The following is a 14,915-nucleotide window of genomic DNA, read 5'->3' as shown; positions in this document are numbered from 1 at the left end:
GATGAACCTTCGCAGCTGGCCTTGTCACGATACGACATGACAGACGGATGTCGGAAGTTGTCGAACATTGTCGGCTAGAGGCAGGGGATGCGAAAGCGGTCTGCTGAAAGCACCAATCCACGACCCATCGAACGAGGTACCGGTGTCCGCCCAGCAGTGCGTCCAGAAGCTTGGACTCTCCTCTGACGTGGCCCCTCCCCCAGAAAGCGGCTGCGGTGCAGCGGGCTCCGGCGTAGCGATAGCGCGGTCCCACGACTCAAGCTCATCACACTGGGCTGCCCGCGCACTTGGACTCATGCAGGGCAACAGGATTTCGCTGGCCTCCGCCCAGGCCCGTGCCTGGCCAGGATTGCTGCCGGTTAGGCAGGCGAGACGACTCGACCGGCGACGCCGTCCCATGACCGCGACGGCGGGGAGACCGAACAGCTTGCCGTCCTCACACCAGTTCCCCATCGCCGCATGACACCCCGCATCCGCCCAACAGGGAAATCGATCATGATCGCACTGTCTACAGCCGACCCCAAGGCGTGGTTGAAGGGCGCTCATCCGCACTGGAGCATCGTCGAATCGGACAAGCACCGCTGGTGGGCCTTTCTCGACATGGACCAGCGCGGAACCTACGCGGTCCCGGTCCGGATCACCGACGTGAACGCCGACACGCCCGAGGAACTGCACGACTTGCTCACCAAGGCCGAGTCGTGACCGGTCCCGTGCTCGGCACTCGGCCCCGCACCGCGCTTATGTACAACTACTACCTGGGCGGAAAGTCCTGGTCGGGGGTCGACGCGCAGGCCGCCATGGAGGTCGTCCGGTCGTCACCTGACGCCCCGGCCGTCGCCCGGGAGAACTTCAAGTTCGCCGGTCGCGCGGCAGCGTGGGCCGTTGCCGAGTTCGGCATCGGCCAGGTCCTCGACATCGGCGTGGGGATCGTCCATGACGTCCCGCTCGACTCTGTCGAGAAGTGCGTCCGTGCCGTCGCCCCCCAGGCCACGGTGCTGGCCTACGACAACGACCCGGTCGTGCGCGCCCACGCGCGGGCCTGGCGCCCCGGCTACGGCGGTGTGCTCGGCGGCGACATCCGAGACCTCGACAGCATCCTCCGCCACCCCGACGCGGGCGACCTCCTCGATCTGACCGCGCCGACCGCGGTCGTTCTAGCCGCCATCCTGCACTTCGTAGCCGACCCGGCGGCGGTGATGGCGGGACTGCGGGAGCACCTGGCGCCCGGCAGCGTCGTCGTGGTGTCGCACGCGACCTCGACCGACACCGAGCAGGGCCGCGTCGACGACATGACCGAGGCGTACGAAGAGGCCAGCAGCCCGATCCGGTTCCGGACGGAGGCGGAGATCCGGGAGTTGGCCGACGGCTGGCGGATCGTGACCCCTCCCGGCTTGGTCGACGTGCAGAACTGGTCGGTCGACGGCGCCCGCCGGTACACGCCCTACGAGACGGTCCGTGTCCTGGGCATGGCTGCCGTCCTCCCCGAGGCCTCCGCGGCGGTGGAGGTGGCGCATGGCGTGGGATAGGGCGCCCGCCCCCCGCAGCACCACCATGATCAACACCAAGGCGCCGCACCCCGCCCGTTTTTGGGACTACCTGCTCGGCGGCAAGGAGAACTATCCGGTCGACCGCGAGGCCGCAGAGCGGGTCACCGAGATCCTGCCCGGCTACGCTGACGCCGCCCGTCACGAGCGGGCGTTCCTCACCCGAGCCGTCCGGTACCTGGCGGGTGAGGCCGGGGTGCGGCAGTTCCTGGACATCGGCGTCGGCCTGCCCGCCCATGACAACCTCCACGAGGTCGCGCAGCGCGCCGCGCCGGACGCCTGCGTCGTCTACGTCGACAACGACCCCCTCGTGCTGTGCACCGCCCGTGCCCTTCTCCCCGCCACCTGCACCCGCCAAGGGGCTTGCAGAGTGGTCGACGCCGACGCCCGCGACGTCGGGACCATCCTGCGTGAGGCCGCGTGGACGCTCGATTTCGCCCGGCCGGTCGCGGTGACGATGTTGAACGTCCTGAACTACATCGTCGTCGGCGACGAAGCGCAGGCGATGGTGAAGGAGCTGGTCGCGGCGCTGGCGCCGGGCAGCTTCGTCGTCGTCGCCCACCCGACCGCCGAGCTGGACGGCGACCGGGTGCACCAGGCCATGCAGGTCCTGATGGATATGGGCGGTGCCCCCGTCGTCGCCCGCAGCCCACAGCGGATCGAGGGCTTCTTCGAGGGCTTGGAGCTGCTGGACCCCGGCGTGGTGCCCTGCTCGCAGTGGCGGCCCGAACCGTGGCCGCCTCCACACGCTGTCCTGCAGTTCTGCGGTGTCGCCCGCACCACGTAACCCCGCCCCGGCCACCGATCCACAGGAAGGATTTCCGTGCGTGATTTCGAGGACGTCGGGCGCGGCGTGGGCGCCGACGTCGACAGGGCGGCCGCGCCCGGCGCCCAGATGCCGGCGGTGACGCTGCTGCTCCTGGGGGCCGGTGCCAGAGCGCTGCTCGGGCTGCTGCCCGCTCCCCTGGGGGCCGCACCGCCGCTGGTCCTGGGCGCGGTGGTCGTCGTCGCCGCCGTGGGGGGCGCGGTCGTCACCTACCGCACCGGCCCGGGCAGGGATGTGGACTGGGCCAGCGCGGACGCCTACGAGCGGGACCTCCTCGCGGAGGTCCCGGAGGACGTGGGCGAGGTTCTGGTCGACGCGCAAACCAAGATCGGCGGACGGATGCCGACCGCGGCCGGAGTCCATCTCTACGTCGTCCGGCCCGCGCACTGGCCCTGCGCCATCGACGGCGGCGACTGCAACTGCGCGCGGACCCGGCTGTCGGCAACGCTGGTGCCCTCCCGCCGCCACCCGGTGCTGCTGATCGGCCACCGGCTGCTGGACGAGCCAATCATGCTGGCCTACGTCCTGGCGGGCGAGGTCGCGCAGGCCGGACGGGTGCCGCGGACCCTGCACCTGCTGCTCGGCGCGCCGCTGCTGGCCGCGTGGTTCGTGCTGGGCGTGACCGGGCCGCCGCACCTGCTGGCCGTCCTGGCGCCCGCCCTGTGGCTGGTCACCACCGCGGTGCGGTGGGGGGTTGAGCTGCGCGCCGACATCCTGGCCGCCAGCACGACCGGCCCCAGGGTCGCCCGCGACTACTGGGCACGCGTCCGGGCCGCCAGCCCGCCCCCCACCAGGACCTCCCGACTACTGGAGCTGATCTCGACGCATCCGCCCATCGCCGTGCGCGCGGCGCTGACCGCCCACGTCCCCGGACGCTCCCCCATCTCGCCCACCTGATCCTCGCCCGGTCGCAGGCTCGGGCCGCGTGCTCGGGCCGCGTTGAGTCCGATGACCCCCCGTCGCGTGGTCCGGGTGCCCCGTGGCTTGCGGTCGGGCGAGCACCCTCCATCCCCCTTGCTCGTCCAACCCCCTGCTGGGAGTACCACCTCTTGCTACTCACCGTCATGACCCTGAATTTTCGCTACGGCGGCCGGACCGACGCCCACGGCCGTCCCGACGACCGGTGGGCCGACCTGGTCGAGATCGTCCGGGAGGTCGCGCCCGACCTCTTGCTGGGCCAGGAGGCGCACGGCTGGGTGGCCGACCTGCGGCTGCAGGCCGACGCCGAAGAGGCCCTGGGTTTGCGCGCGCACGTCGCGCCGTCCCGGTCCGGGGCGCACACCGTGGTGATGCACCGCACCGACCTCTTGCGGTGGCGGCAATGGGAAACCAAGTACGCGGCCGACACCCACCACGGGTTCGGCGTGGCCGTCCTGGACGTGCTCGGCGACCCGGAGGTGAGGGTGCCGCTCACCGCGATCTCCGCGCATTTGGCCCCCTACTCGGTCCTGGCCGCCGCGCAGGAGGCGCAACTGCTGGCGGCGCGCCTCTACCGGTACGGCGGCATGGGGGTGATCGGCGGCGACATCAACCACGTCCCGCCCGCCGATCCCGAGCCGGACTGGGCGAGCGTCCCGCCCTACAACCGCAGCTCCCGATGCCAACGCCGCTACCTGCCCGACCACGAGTGGCGCGCTGATCGCGAGGTCGGCTTCACCCTGGCCGACGCCGATCTGCTCGACGTCGCCGCGCTCCTCGCCACCCGCCAGCCCGACCCCGGTGCGACCGAGGAACTGCTCGCGCCCACGGGCCATCACGGCGGCGTGCGAACCGACCAGATCTGGGTCACCACCAACATGGCCCAGGCCATCCAGGAGTACCGACGGATCGACACCGGACGGGCCAGCGACCACGACGCAATTCTTACGACGATCCAGACCACCGCCCTTCACCACGTCGAGGCCCGCCAGTGGACCTGACCCCCTCCCCCCTGCCCGCGACCGTCCCGGCGGCCGCCGACGACACCCTCCGGATCGCCTCGGTCAACTGGCAGTACGGCGGCTTGGACCCGGACGGCACCGACGAACGCTGGCGGCAGACCGTGGACGTGCTCGGCGAGGTCGGCGCGCACGTGGTGCTCTGCCAGGAGTTCGGGGTGCCGCAGCCGGCGCTCCAGCTGTCCCGGCACGTGCGGCGCACCGCCAATGCTCTGGGCATGGAGGCGGTGCTGGGCCCGGTGCCGCCGGGCGCCCGCTCAGCCCTGCACAGCGCGATCCTGGTCGACACGCGCACCATCGGGTTGAGAATCGAGACCGAGGTCCCCTACACCCATAGCCGGTTCGGCGGCACCCAGCACGAATCCTGGTGCGGCGTTCGGCTCCGCCTCCCCGGCCTGGAGGACCCCGACCAGGTCCTGGATTGCTACAGCGTGCACCTTCCGGCGCGCTCGGCGGTGGAGCAGCTCTCCCAAGCCCAGACGCTCGCCGCGCTGCTCACCGCCCCCGAGCGGCTCGTGCTGGCCGGGGGCGACTTCAACGGCTACCCGCGCGGCGGCCCGGCCGTCACCGCCGACGAACTGGAGCGGCTGCCGCCTCACCTTCGCGTGACCAGATGCCGGGATGGCGCGGACGGCCGCCTGGAAGCCAACTACGACGTCGACGACGTGTTCGCCCGTGCCCGGCTCTTCGACCTGGCCTACAGCCTGCCCGCCGAGCTCCGCCACCCGCCCGAGCTGCGGGCGACCGGCCGCGGCGGGGCCCGCGTCGACCGGGCCTACGCCTCGCCCGAGCTGGCCACCGCCGCCACCGGCTACTGGCAGGTGCCCATCGGCAGCGACCACGACGGGCTGGTCTTCGACGTCAACCTGGCCGCTCTGCGCCAGGTCATCTCCTCGCGCGCGGGAGGCGGACGATGACCGCGAACCGGGCCCTGTGGCGTGCCCGCCGGTACGGCGGCCCCATCACCCACGTCGCTCTGGACTACGGCCACACGCTGACCAGCGGCCTGGACCCCGTCAACCTGATGGCGGGCATGCGGCCGGTCACCGACCAGGCCAAGGCCGCCGTCCGGGCGCTGGAGGACCTTGGCGTCACCCTGGCGCTGGTCTCCGAGACCGGCCCGGGCCACGACCGGCGCCCCGCTCTCCACGCCGCCAGGCTCGGCGCCCTGTTCGAGGACCGGGTCTATCTCTCGCACGAGCTGGGCCTGACCAAGTCCAGCCGCCTGTTCTACCGGCACGTGCTGGACGACCTCGCCGTCCAGCCCGGCGAGTTGCTGGTCTGCGGCAACAACCTGCGCACCGACGCGGCTGTCCCCGCGGGGCTGGGCATCCGCGCCGTCCTGCTCGGACCCCAGTCGGCCCGGCCCGGCCTGCCGCCGAACACGACCTTGATCACCCGCATCGGCGACCTACCCGACCTGCTCACCGGAAAGCGAACCGTTCATGCCTGACGAGCCCACCACCCTCCGCGTCGCCACCTACAACTTGCACACCGGCGGCCTGGACGGCGACGACCCCGAGCACTTCAGCCGCGACGACTCCCGCCTGCGCCAGCAGGTCGACCTGCTCGCCTCCCTCGACCTGGACCTGATCGGGCTGCAAGAGGCCACCTGGGGCATGTTCGCCGACGAACGCCTGGACGGCGTGGCCGCCGACCTCGGGATGTCCTGGAGGTTTCTGGGCCGCTCCAGCTTCTACGGCCGCAACCTCGCCACGCTGATCCGCGTCGGCGACAAGATCACCGTCGGGGCCAGGGACGTCGCCCACCTGACCGGCCCGCCGTTCGTAAACGGACTGACCGACGTCACCCTCACCATCGCCGGACATCCCCGCCCCGTGCATCTGCTGGTCGGGGACTGCGCCCCCTCCAGCGCCACCATCCGCCTGGCCGAAGCCGAAACGGCCACGGCCCACCGGCACCACGACCTGATCTACCTCGCCGACTTCACCGCCGCCGCATTGGACGACGATCCCGACACCACCGGGACCGACAACGCCACGGCCAGGAGCAAGCTCGACAAGCGCCCCGCCGAAACGCTCGCCGCCGCCGGGTTCCACGACGTCGGCCACATCAAGGGCGACCGCACCCCCACCACGGGGCACCGCGCCCCGAACCAGCACCAGCACCAGCACCAGCACCGGGACGCGCTCGCGCTCCGCAGCGACCGGATCTACACCACGCTTCCCACCGAGACGATCACCGGGTACGGCGTCGAGCTCGGCGGCGACGCGCTGTCTGACCACCGGATCGTCTGGGCCGAGTTCACTCGGCCGATAGCCCGCCGCCGCGTCCCCTGACCACCTCCCTCACACGAAGGCCCTTGTCATCAATGACCCGATCCTCCCGCTGGCGCGGCGCCGCGGCGGTAGCCGTCCTGTTCGGCCCGCACGCCGCGACAGCCCTGCACGCCGCCGCGGAACTGGCCGGAGCCGACCAGCCCGGCCTTGCGGTCCCGGTCAACGTCTCGGCGCTCAGCCTCACCGCCGCCGGAATCTGGCTGCTGGTCCGCGCCCGTCACCGCTCGGAGCGCGGCCGCGCGGTCTGGCCCGCGGTGTGCGGCGCGGCCGGGCTCGCGCTCACCGGGGCGGTGCTGCTGCCGCTGGTCGGCCAGACCACCGACACCGCCGCAACGGTGCTGCTGGCCGGGGCGGGCGCGTGGCTGTGCGCCGGACTCGCCACCGACACCGGCACGCCGCTGTGGCGTGGCCGCCTGGCCGGAGAGATCGCCCTGCGCTGGGACATGGACGCGGCCGCGGCCTGCGCCATCGTGTTCGCGGCGCACCTGATCGCCATGGCCCTGGACGACCGGATCGAACTCCTGCAAGGCACCGTGGTCGCCCAGGCCGACGCGGTCGACCTCTCCAACCCGACATTGTTCACCATCCAGGCGCTGGTGGCCGGGCTGCGGGAGGAGATTCCCCTGCTCGCGCTGCCCGCCGCGCTGATGATGGCCGCGCACCGCCCGCCCTGGCAGATCCTCACCGTGGTGTGCGTCCTGCGGGTGATCCCGCACGCCTACCTCGGCGCCACGGCACCCACGTCCCTCGTGTTCGCCGGGGCGGCCTGGTCGATGCACCGCGCGACCGGGCGGATCGGGCCGATCATCGTCGGCCACACGGCGTTCAACGCGACGGCCGTGGTACTCAACCATGCCGAGATCGGCGCGGACGGGCGACGCGTGGTGCTGGGGGTGGCGGCGCTGCTCGCGGGCCTGCTGCTCTCCTACGCCCCCACCGCCGCGCCCACGTGGATGCGGCACTGGCTCAGCAAACAGCCCGCCCCAGGCGACCCCCCGACCAAGGTCAAGGACCCCGTCCGATGACCCACACCGGTCCGCTCCCCCACCCCGGCCCGGACAGCCCGCCACTGCGCGACCAGCCCGTCTCGCCCGCCGCACACGAAAGCCGCTCGATGACACACGATCCCTTCTTCGACCCGTTCGCAGTCACCGATCCCGCCGCGCAGATCGAGCGTCTGCACCGCATGCGCGACGCCACCCACTACCTCGTCGCCTTCTGGGGCGAAACGCTGTATGCGCAGGAGCGGGAGCACACCGGAAGGCTCACCGCGCCACCGAGCATCACCGCCCTGCCCCCCGGTCAGCAGATCTGGGCGCTGACCGACGCCGAAGCCGCGCGCATCGCCGACGCACACCTGTACGCCTTGGACGAGGCGGCCACCACCGCCGCCGTCACCCTCGGCACCGACATGCTCGCCCACGCCCACGCTGCCGCGACCGCCGACACCTCCACCGCGCCCGCAGGCGCCGCCGCGCCGAGCAGCCGGGCGTGGGCCTGGGCGGTCGAGCCCCCCGTCGAGGCCGGGCTCCTACGCTGGGCTGGCGAGGTCGGTCACGACCGCAAGGGAGTGCCGCTGATCGCCTGCCACTGGGGCCCCGCTCCGGAAGGGACGTGGCTGTACTGGTGGGGCGACCAGCGCATCGCCATCCCCTCCACGTCGGCCTATTCCGCCCGCCATTACGAGGGGCTCCTGGAAAGGCTGGGGCCGCTGGGCTTCAGCAGGATCGCCACGATCCTGGTCCCCCACCCAGACGCCGTCCCGCCCGCCGCCCTGCCCGACGTCCCGCCCGCAGATGACCTCGATCCCGACCTGCTGGCGTTGACGGCGACCGTTCTGGCCTCGTGGGCGCTGCTGACCACCCCCGGCGCCGCCCACCTGCACACCCACGAACCCGACCAGAGCGACACCGCCCGCAACCTCCCCAACAGGCTCCAGCCCCGTCCCGCCACCCTCGCCACCGGCCCCATCGACGAACAGGCCATCCAGCACCTGTCCACCCATCCCCCAGCACTGGTTCGTAAAAGAACGCCCACGCCCCAAGAGCAGGCAGCCTGGAAACAAGCCGACGAAGACCACTCCGCCAGGAAACAAGCCGCCAATGACCAGGCTGCCAAGGAGCGGACCCGCGCCATGCTGAGCGCCCTGGACGCCCTAGCCAACCAGGCCCAGCACACGATGAAGATCCTGGACGACGGTGCTGCGAGTGACGCGCCCCTGAGCGGGCTCGCCGAGGCGCTGGAGTCGCTGACGGCCACGATCGATCTGCTCGTACCGACAGTTTCGGCGGTAAACGACCGTGCGGCGCATCTCCATCGGGAACTGATTGACCAGGGCGGCGAAGAGGCAGCAAAGCACGTGGACTCGGGACTGGTGAGCCTCGGCATCGGACGCGACTCGCTAGAGGCCGTGCATCACCTACTCGCGCTGGGGCGCCGCGAACTGGTCCTCGCCATCGGCTGTGAGGACAAGGGGCGAACATCGCATCCCGGCCCGGTGACTCTGGCCACCGAGGCACTTGACACCGCCAGGACCGAACGATTGAACGGAGAGGGACGATCGTGACCTGTGAGCGGGCATCGCAGGGTCACCCGTGCGTGCGCAGCGGCGGGTCGCGGGCGGTGAACCAGGGATCGCTGAGAGAGTCGCTGATCGCGTCACCGCTGCGACCGCGCAGATCCCCGGACTGACGTGGCCCGTCTGCCTCATCCCGGCCGGACGGCTGATCCGACGAACCCGACACCTCAAGGAGGCTCTCCCGCAATGACATCGCACCGTGGCCGGTTCACAGACCGGTTCGTCCCGTTCCCAGGAGGCGTGTCGTGAGCGTCGACACCGCGAGCCGCGCCGAGGGGGCCGAGAGACTCCGCAACGCATTGGTCGACACGATCATCAGTGACCACGCCGGCAAGGGCTTGGCGATGCCCGCCGAGGTGGAGCGGGCGATGCGGACGGTGCCCCGTGAAGTGTTCACTCCGGGCGTCTCGGTGGAGAAGGCATACGAGAACACCGCGGTGATCACTGCCCGGCGTGGTGAGGAGGCTGTCAGTTCGGTGTCGGCGCCTTACCTGATCGCGGAGATGCTCGGCCAGGCGGTCGAGGCGCTCGGCGGTTTGAAGGGCCGCGCCGTCCTGGAGGTCGGAAGCGGCGGCTACAACGCCTCGCTGCTGCGCGAGCTCGTCGGTCCGACAGGGTCGGTCACGACCATCGACATCGACCCCGAGGTGACCGACCGGGCGGCGTCCTGCCTGGAGCAGGCGGGCTACAACGACGTCACCGTGATGTGCGCGGACGCCGAGCACCCGGTCGAGCCGGACCGCCACTACGACCTGATCATCGTCACCGCAGGGGCCTGGGACATCCCGCCCGCGTGGCGCGAGCAGCTCCACGGCGACGGTGTCCTCGTCGTCCCGCTCCGCACGTTCGGGTTGACCCGATCGTGGGCGCTGCGGCGCTCCGGGGACCGGCTGGCCAGCGTCAGCCACCGCCAGTGCGGGTTCGTCTCGATGCGGGGCGAGGGTGGCCGGCCGCTGCGGTACGTCGACGTCGCCGACGGTGTCCACCTGCGGCTCGATGAAGACCCGCAGACCGATCCCGACGTCATCGCCCGCACAGTTGCCGACCTGCTCAACCAGCCTCGCCAGGTGGCGTGGGCCGGGGTGAGCCTGCCGCCCCGCACCGTGCTGGCCGACCTGGACCTGTGGCTGGCCACACGGTTCGCGGGGGAGGCGGACGAGTTCATGATGCTGACGGCGCAGGAGGCGGCCGTCAAATCTGGCATCGTCGCGCCGTCGTGGCGGTTCGGGGCTCCCGCCGCCCTCGTCGAGGGCACGTTCTCCTACCGGTCGGCGCTGAACTGGACCGGCAGGACGTTTGATCTCGGCGCATCCGCCCACGGGCCCGACGCCGCCGCGGCGGCCGGGCGGATGGTCGAGCACATGCGCGCGTGGCTGGACGCCGGTAGTCCGTCTCCGGCCCTGGACGTCGCGCCAGCGCGCACTCCCGACGGCGACCTGCCGGACGGGACCGTCCTGGACAAGCGGCACAGCCGCTTCGTCCTGACTTTCCCCACCGTCACCTCTCGATAGAAGGGAAACCCTGATGGAGCGCGACGAGCAGTACGAGCTGAACGTCCGCCTGGTCGACTCCGGGGACGCCGCGAGCGGCCACGCCACCAGCACCGACGACGACTGCGGCTCGGGCAACACCGGCTCGGACGCCTGCACCACCAACGCCGACGTCGGCGTGCGCTAACACCCGCCTCACCCCTGCCGGACCCGGCCCCGTGCGCGGCTCCATGCGCAACAGGGGCTGGGCCCGGCCCCGTTGAACCCCTTCTGCGACCGCCAGGGCGGTGAGCGACCCATGTTCCACGCGACGAGTGCGGCGCTGCTCAGAGCCGCCGCCTACCCTGATGATCTGGTCCTGCCCGCCTGGCCCGACCTGACCGCCGACCGGCCCGGACAGTGGCTGGAGTGGCTGCAAGAGGCGTGGACGCTGCCGGGGTTCGCCGCCGCCGTCACGCCCGCCGCGCCCGACCTGGCCGCCCAGATCACCCGCGCCCTGGACGGACAGCCGGTCCAGACGCGCCGGTTACGGCGCTTGGTGGAGTCCACGATCCGGTATCTGTTGAGGTGGACGACCCGCGCGACCCCGTTCGGCCGCTTCGCGGGCGTGGCGCCGGTCGAGTTCGGCTCGCACGCGGCGGTGTACTGGAGCGGGCGGAACCGTGCCGTGGCCCGTCCCGACGACCGTTTCACCGCCGAGCAGACCGCGCGGGCCGAGCGGGACCTGCCGTTCATGCGCACAGTAGCGGTGATGACGAACCCTCTCGGGTACGCGCGTGGCGGGCGGTGGGTGTTGCCCTGCGCCCGCGCCGAGCACGACCGGATGTGGGATGTCGAGATCGACCTGACCGATCCGGTGCGGGACGCGGTTGAGCAGGCCGCCTCCGCAATCGCGTTCGCCGATCTCGCCGCCACGGTGGCTGCCAAGCTTCCCGGTGGCACGGCCGAAGCCGAGCGACTGCTGACCGCGCTGGTGAACGCGAGGGTGCTGCTGTCGGCGGTACGGCCGCCGATGACCGTGACCGACCCATCCGCGTACCTGGCCCGCCATCTGACCGGGCGCATCGACCTGCCCGCCCCCGGCGACCAGGTCGCGGTCGACCTGCGGGTCGGCTGCTCGGTGACGTTGCCGCCCGCAGTGGTCGCCGCCGCTGAGGATGCGGCCGGGACGCTCGCCGCCGTCGCGCCGCGGCTGCCCGGCTGGGCTGCCTACCATCGCTCGTTCATCGAACGGTGGGGCCCGGGCGCCGCCGTGCCGCTGCGCGAGGTGGTGAACGTCCTGGGGTTCCCCGCCGGGTACCGGGGCTCACCCCATCGTGATCCGGCGGGATTCACCTCCCGCGACGCGCTGCTCGCCGACCTCGCACAGCGGTCGGCCCTGGACGGCTGCGCCGACGTCGTGCTCGATGACGATCTGGTCGCTGCGCTGCACGGCGACGATGACCGGCCCCCGATCCCGCACACCGAACTGCGCTTCACCCTCGCCGCCCCGACACCACGGCACCTGGACCGGGGCGCGTTCACGCTGACCGTGGTCAGCGGCGCCCGCCACGCGGGCGTCACGGCCGCCCGGTTCCTGCACCTGCTCACCCCCGGCGAACTGGAGCACTTCCGCGGCGTCTACACCGATCTTCCGGCCGCGACGCCCGGCGCGGACATCGTGCAGCTGTCGGGGCCTCCGCTCCACGCCCGCCTGGCCACCCTCGCCCGCGCACCCGAACTGCTGCCCGTCCTGCCCGTCGGAGACTTCCACCCCGCCCCGCCCTGGACGCTCGCAGAGTTGGCGGTGGCGGGGGACGGCGAGCGGCTGTGGCTGGTGTCGGCCACCACCGGACGGCCGGTCGAACCGCTGCTGCTCAACAGCGTGCTGTTACCGACCGCCCAGCAGCCTCTCGTCCGGTTCCTGACCGAGATCTGGACGGCGTGGACCGCCCCGTGCGCCCGGTTCGATTGGGGCCATGCCAGCGGCCTGCCTTTCCTACCCAGGATCCAGCGGGGCCGCGCCGTCCTGCACCCGGCTCGCTGGACCATCTCCGCGACCGCGCTACCGGGCCGCGGCGCGCCGTGGCCGCAGTGGCAGGCCGCCTGGCAGCAGCACCGCGAACGGCACCGGGTGCCGCGTGAGGTACTGATCAGCCAGAATCGCAGCTTCGACGATGTCCGACTGCGGCTGGACCTGGACGAGCCCGCCCACCTGGCGGTGCTGCGCAGCCACCTTCACCGGCACGGCGGCGCCGCCCTGACCGAAGCCGACGAGCCTTCCGGTTGGATCGGTGGCAGACCGGCCGAACTCCTACTCACCCTCACCTCGACATCATCGCGCCCACAGCGCCCGGCCCGGCCTGCCCGCCCCGCCAGCACTCTCCAGCACCGCCCCGGACGGTCCCGATGGCTGGACGCCCGCCTATTCGGCCCATCCCAGACCATCCTCACCGACGTCCTGGCCCACCTTCCCGATCTCCCCGCGGGCTGGTGGTTCCTGCGCTACCCCGACCCGAACCCACACCTGCGGCTGCGCGTCCCGCTGCGTGAGGGCGAGTTCGCCGATGCCGCCCATGACCTCGCCCTGTGGGCAGAGCGGCTGCACGAGGACGATTTGGTCACCGACTACGCCCTGGCAACCTACCGGCCAGAGACCCGCCACGGAAGCGGCCCGACCCTGACCGCGGCCGAAGCGGTCTTCGCGGCCGACTCCCGCGCCGTCCTCGCACGACTGGAGGGTGACGCGCAGGCCGCCACAGCCGCCGGGGTCATCACCATCGCTCACGGGTTCACCGGCGGCGACGGCCTGCGGTGGCTCGTCGATCACGTGCCGCACCGCAGCGGCCCGCGCCTGAACACCGCCCAGCTCGCCCGCGTCCGCGCCTCCTCCGCAGACGATGCCGGATTGGTGGGGGCGCTGGCCAGCTATCGGGCTCTCGCCGACCGAGACGGGCTCGACACCGACCAGGTACTGGCCGACCTGCTGCACCTGCACCACGCCCGAATGATCGGCGTAGACACCGGCTCCGAGCAGCACTGCCTCCGGCTGGCCCGCACCATCGCCCACACCGACCTGCGCACCGGACGCCCCGACCGACACACCTGTGGCCGAGATCCCATGAGCGGGCCGTCATGAGCACGGAGCAGAACCTCGCCGAGGGAGCCGTCGGCATCGCCCTCCTCCACCTGGAAACCGGCGCCTGGGAAGCCGCCTACACAGCGCTTCAAGAAGCCGTCTCCAGCGGCGTCAGCACCGCCGCCGGGGCCAGCCTCTTCTACGGTGCGCCCGCCCTCGCGTTCGTCCTCGCCTCATCCAACCGAGCAGATCTCACCCGCGCCAAAGCCATCGTCGCTACCGGGACCGCGACAGTGACGCGCCGTCGCTTGGAAGCCGCCCACCGCCGCATCGACCGCCGTCGGCGCCCCGCCTACGCCGAGTTCGACCTCATCCGCGGACTGACCGGGCTCGGCGTCGCCCTACGCCGCATCGGTGCCCTCGACCTTCTCCGCGAAGTGCTGACCTACCTGGTCCGGCTCACCGAGCCGCTCGACGGGCTCCCCGGCTGGTGGTGCCCAACCGGCCCCAACCGCAGCAAGCCCGGCCCCGCCGGAGGCCACAGCAACCACGGGATGGCACACGGCATCACCGGCCCGCTCGCCCTAATGGCGCTGACGATGAACGACGGCATTCACGTCAACGGGCAACCAGCGGCACTCGCCCGCATCTGCCAATGGCTCGACCGCTGGGAACGACACACCGACAGCGGCCAGGCGTGGTGGCCGCAGATCATCACACTGGACGAGCTACGCCGTGGCGACACCGATCAGCAGAGCCCGTTGCGGCCCTCGTGGTGCTACGGGACTCCCGGCATCGCCCGCGCCCAGCAGCTCACCGCCCGCGCCCTCGGCGATACCGCGCGCCAACGAAAAGCCGAAACTGCATTCGCAGCGTGCGTAAGCGACCCCGGACAACTGGCCCGCCTCACCTGCCGCGGCCTCTGCCACGGAACCGCCGGGCTCCTGGCGGCCGGACGACGCATCGCCGCCGACGCCCTCACCCCCATCCCCGTCGCCCCCCTGCTGGACCTCCACCGGCAAGCCGCCGCACCCGACGAACCCCCCGGCTTCCTCGACGGGACAGCCGGAGCCCAACTGACCGCCACAGGGATCACGACCTCCTGGGACGCCTGCCTCCTGTTGTGCTGACGAGAAGGGCCAGATCATGGACGGACCCCCCAACGAAACTTGCTCTTGGACG

At 71.9% G+C, this 14,915-nt stretch carries 14 protein-coding genes; all 14 read left to right on the top strand.

The features are described 5' to 3' along the window. Positions 1–495: 495 nt before the first annotated feature. The 14 genes from ACH01S_RS43645 to ACH01S_RS18620 all read left to right on the top strand — a co-directional run bounded on the left by ACH01S_RS43645 (position 496) and on the right by ACH01S_RS18620 (position 14,863). On the top strand, positions 496–702 hold the full coding sequence (locus tag ACH01S_RS43645; protein ID WP_148344014.1) for a hypothetical protein: 207 nt from the start codon (positions 496–498) through the stop codon (positions 700–702). Then, positions 699–1,526 (top strand): SAM-dependent methyltransferase, encoded by an 828-nt coding sequence (locus tag ACH01S_RS18675; RefSeq protein ID WP_148344015.1) that lies wholly within the window; start codon positions 699–701, stop codon positions 1,524–1,526. Before ACH01S_RS43645 ends, ACH01S_RS18675 begins: the two co-directional genes overlap by 4 nt. Then, positions 1,513–2,331 carry an SAM-dependent methyltransferase gene (locus tag ACH01S_RS18670; protein ID WP_067892875.1) on the top strand — a complete coding sequence of 273 codons (819 nt, stop codon included), beginning with the start codon at positions 1,513–1,515 and terminating at the stop codon, positions 2,329–2,331. Before ACH01S_RS18675 ends, ACH01S_RS18670 begins: the two co-directional genes overlap by 14 nt. Before the next feature lie 36 nt (positions 2,332–2,367). Further along, positions 2,368–3,267: a hypothetical protein gene (locus ACH01S_RS18665; protein ID WP_067892873.1), complete on the top strand. Its 900-nt coding sequence runs from the start codon at positions 2,368–2,370 to the stop codon at positions 3,265–3,267. A gap of 167 nt (positions 3,268–3,434) precedes the next feature. Further along, positions 3,435–4,289, top strand: a complete 855-nt coding sequence (locus ACH01S_RS18660) for an endonuclease/exonuclease/phosphatase family protein (RefSeq protein WP_067892871.1) — start codon at positions 3,435–3,437, stop codon at positions 4,287–4,289. Then, positions 4,280–5,224, top strand: a complete 945-nt coding sequence (locus ACH01S_RS18655) for an endonuclease/exonuclease/phosphatase family protein (protein ID WP_067892868.1) — start codon at positions 4,280–4,282, stop codon at positions 5,222–5,224. Before ACH01S_RS18660 ends, ACH01S_RS18655 begins: the two co-directional genes overlap by 10 nt. Then, positions 5,221–5,760, top strand: coding sequence for an HAD family hydrolase (locus tag ACH01S_RS18650; RefSeq protein WP_067892867.1), 540 nt, complete (start codon positions 5,221–5,223; stop codon positions 5,758–5,760). The genes ACH01S_RS18655 and ACH01S_RS18650 overlap by 4 nt, the downstream gene beginning before the upstream one ends. Then, positions 5,753–6,607, top strand: coding sequence for a hypothetical protein (locus tag ACH01S_RS18645; RefSeq protein WP_067892865.1), 855 nt, complete (start codon positions 5,753–5,755; stop codon positions 6,605–6,607). Before ACH01S_RS18650 ends, ACH01S_RS18645 begins: the two co-directional genes overlap by 8 nt. A 32-nt stretch (positions 6,608–6,639) precedes the next feature. Next, the gene (locus tag ACH01S_RS18640) at positions 6,640–7,632 is read left to right on the top strand and encodes a hypothetical protein (protein ID WP_067892863.1); all 993 of its coding nucleotides are present in this window, start codon (positions 6,640–6,642) and stop codon (positions 7,630–7,632) included. Continuing rightward, positions 7,629–9,173: a hypothetical protein gene (locus tag ACH01S_RS18635; RefSeq protein ID WP_067892861.1), complete on the top strand. Its 1,545-nt coding sequence runs from the start codon at positions 7,629–7,631 to the stop codon at positions 9,171–9,173. The genes ACH01S_RS18640 and ACH01S_RS18635 overlap by 4 nt, the downstream gene beginning before the upstream one ends. Before the next feature lie 257 nt (positions 9,174–9,430). Then, positions 9,431–10,696, top strand: a complete 1,266-nt coding sequence (fxlM, locus tag ACH01S_RS18630; protein ID WP_067892858.1) for a methyltransferase, FxLD system — start codon at positions 9,431–9,433, stop codon at positions 10,694–10,696. A gap of 13 nt (positions 10,697–10,709) precedes the next feature. Beyond that, entirely contained in the window at positions 10,710–10,862 is a 153-nt protein-coding gene (locus tag ACH01S_RS42355; RefSeq protein WP_083980848.1) for an FxLD family lanthipeptide, read from the top strand. Between the two features lie 111 nt (positions 10,863–10,973). Beyond that, positions 10,974–13,793, top strand: coding sequence for a lantibiotic dehydratase (locus ACH01S_RS18625; RefSeq protein ID WP_067892857.1), 2,820 nt, complete (start codon positions 10,974–10,976; stop codon positions 13,791–13,793). Further along, positions 13,790–14,863 (top strand): lanthionine synthetase C family protein, encoded by a 1,074-nt coding sequence (locus ACH01S_RS18620; protein ID WP_067892856.1) that lies wholly within the window; start codon positions 13,790–13,792, stop codon positions 14,861–14,863. The genes ACH01S_RS18625 and ACH01S_RS18620 overlap by 4 nt, the downstream gene beginning before the upstream one ends. Positions 14,864–14,915 lie beyond the last annotated feature (52 nt).

Source organism: Actinomadura chibensis NBRC 106107 (genome assembly GCF_001552135.1).
GTDB lineage: Bacteria > Actinomycetota > Actinomycetes > Streptosporangiales > Streptosporangiaceae > Spirillospora > Spirillospora chibensis.
Note: the sequence above shows the minus strand (reverse complement) of the source record. Positions and strands in the feature narration are given on the sequence as shown.

Coding starts and splice junctions, on each gene's coding strand:
- ACH01S_RS18650 (WP_067892867.1), top strand. CDS start 5,221: ATGACCGCGAACCGGGCCCTGTGGCGTGCCCGCCGGTACGGCGGCCCC.
- ACH01S_RS43645 (WP_148344014.1), top strand. CDS start 496: ATGATCGCACTGTCTACAGCCGACCCCAAGGCGTGGTTGAAGGGCGCT.
- ACH01S_RS18635 (WP_067892861.1), top strand. CDS start 7,629: ATGACCCACACCGGTCCGCTCCCCCACCCCGGCCCGGACAGCCCGCCA.
- ACH01S_RS42355 (WP_083980848.1), top strand. CDS start 10,710: ATGGAGCGCGACGAGCAGTACGAGCTGAACGTCCGCCTGGTCGACTCC.
- ACH01S_RS18640 (WP_067892863.1), top strand. CDS start 6,640: ATGACCCGATCCTCCCGCTGGCGCGGCGCCGCGGCGGTAGCCGTCCTG.
- ACH01S_RS18645 (WP_067892865.1), top strand. CDS start 5,753: ATGCCTGACGAGCCCACCACCCTCCGCGTCGCCACCTACAACTTGCAC.
- ACH01S_RS18620 (WP_067892856.1), top strand. CDS start 13,790: ATGAGCACGGAGCAGAACCTCGCCGAGGGAGCCGTCGGCATCGCCCTC.
- ACH01S_RS18660 (WP_067892871.1), top strand. CDS start 3,435: ATGACCCTGAATTTTCGCTACGGCGGCCGGACCGACGCCCACGGCCGT.
- ACH01S_RS18625 (WP_067892857.1), top strand. CDS start 10,974: ATGTTCCACGCGACGAGTGCGGCGCTGCTCAGAGCCGCCGCCTACCCT.
- ACH01S_RS18670 (WP_067892875.1), top strand. CDS start 1,513: ATGGCGTGGGATAGGGCGCCCGCCCCCCGCAGCACCACCATGATCAAC.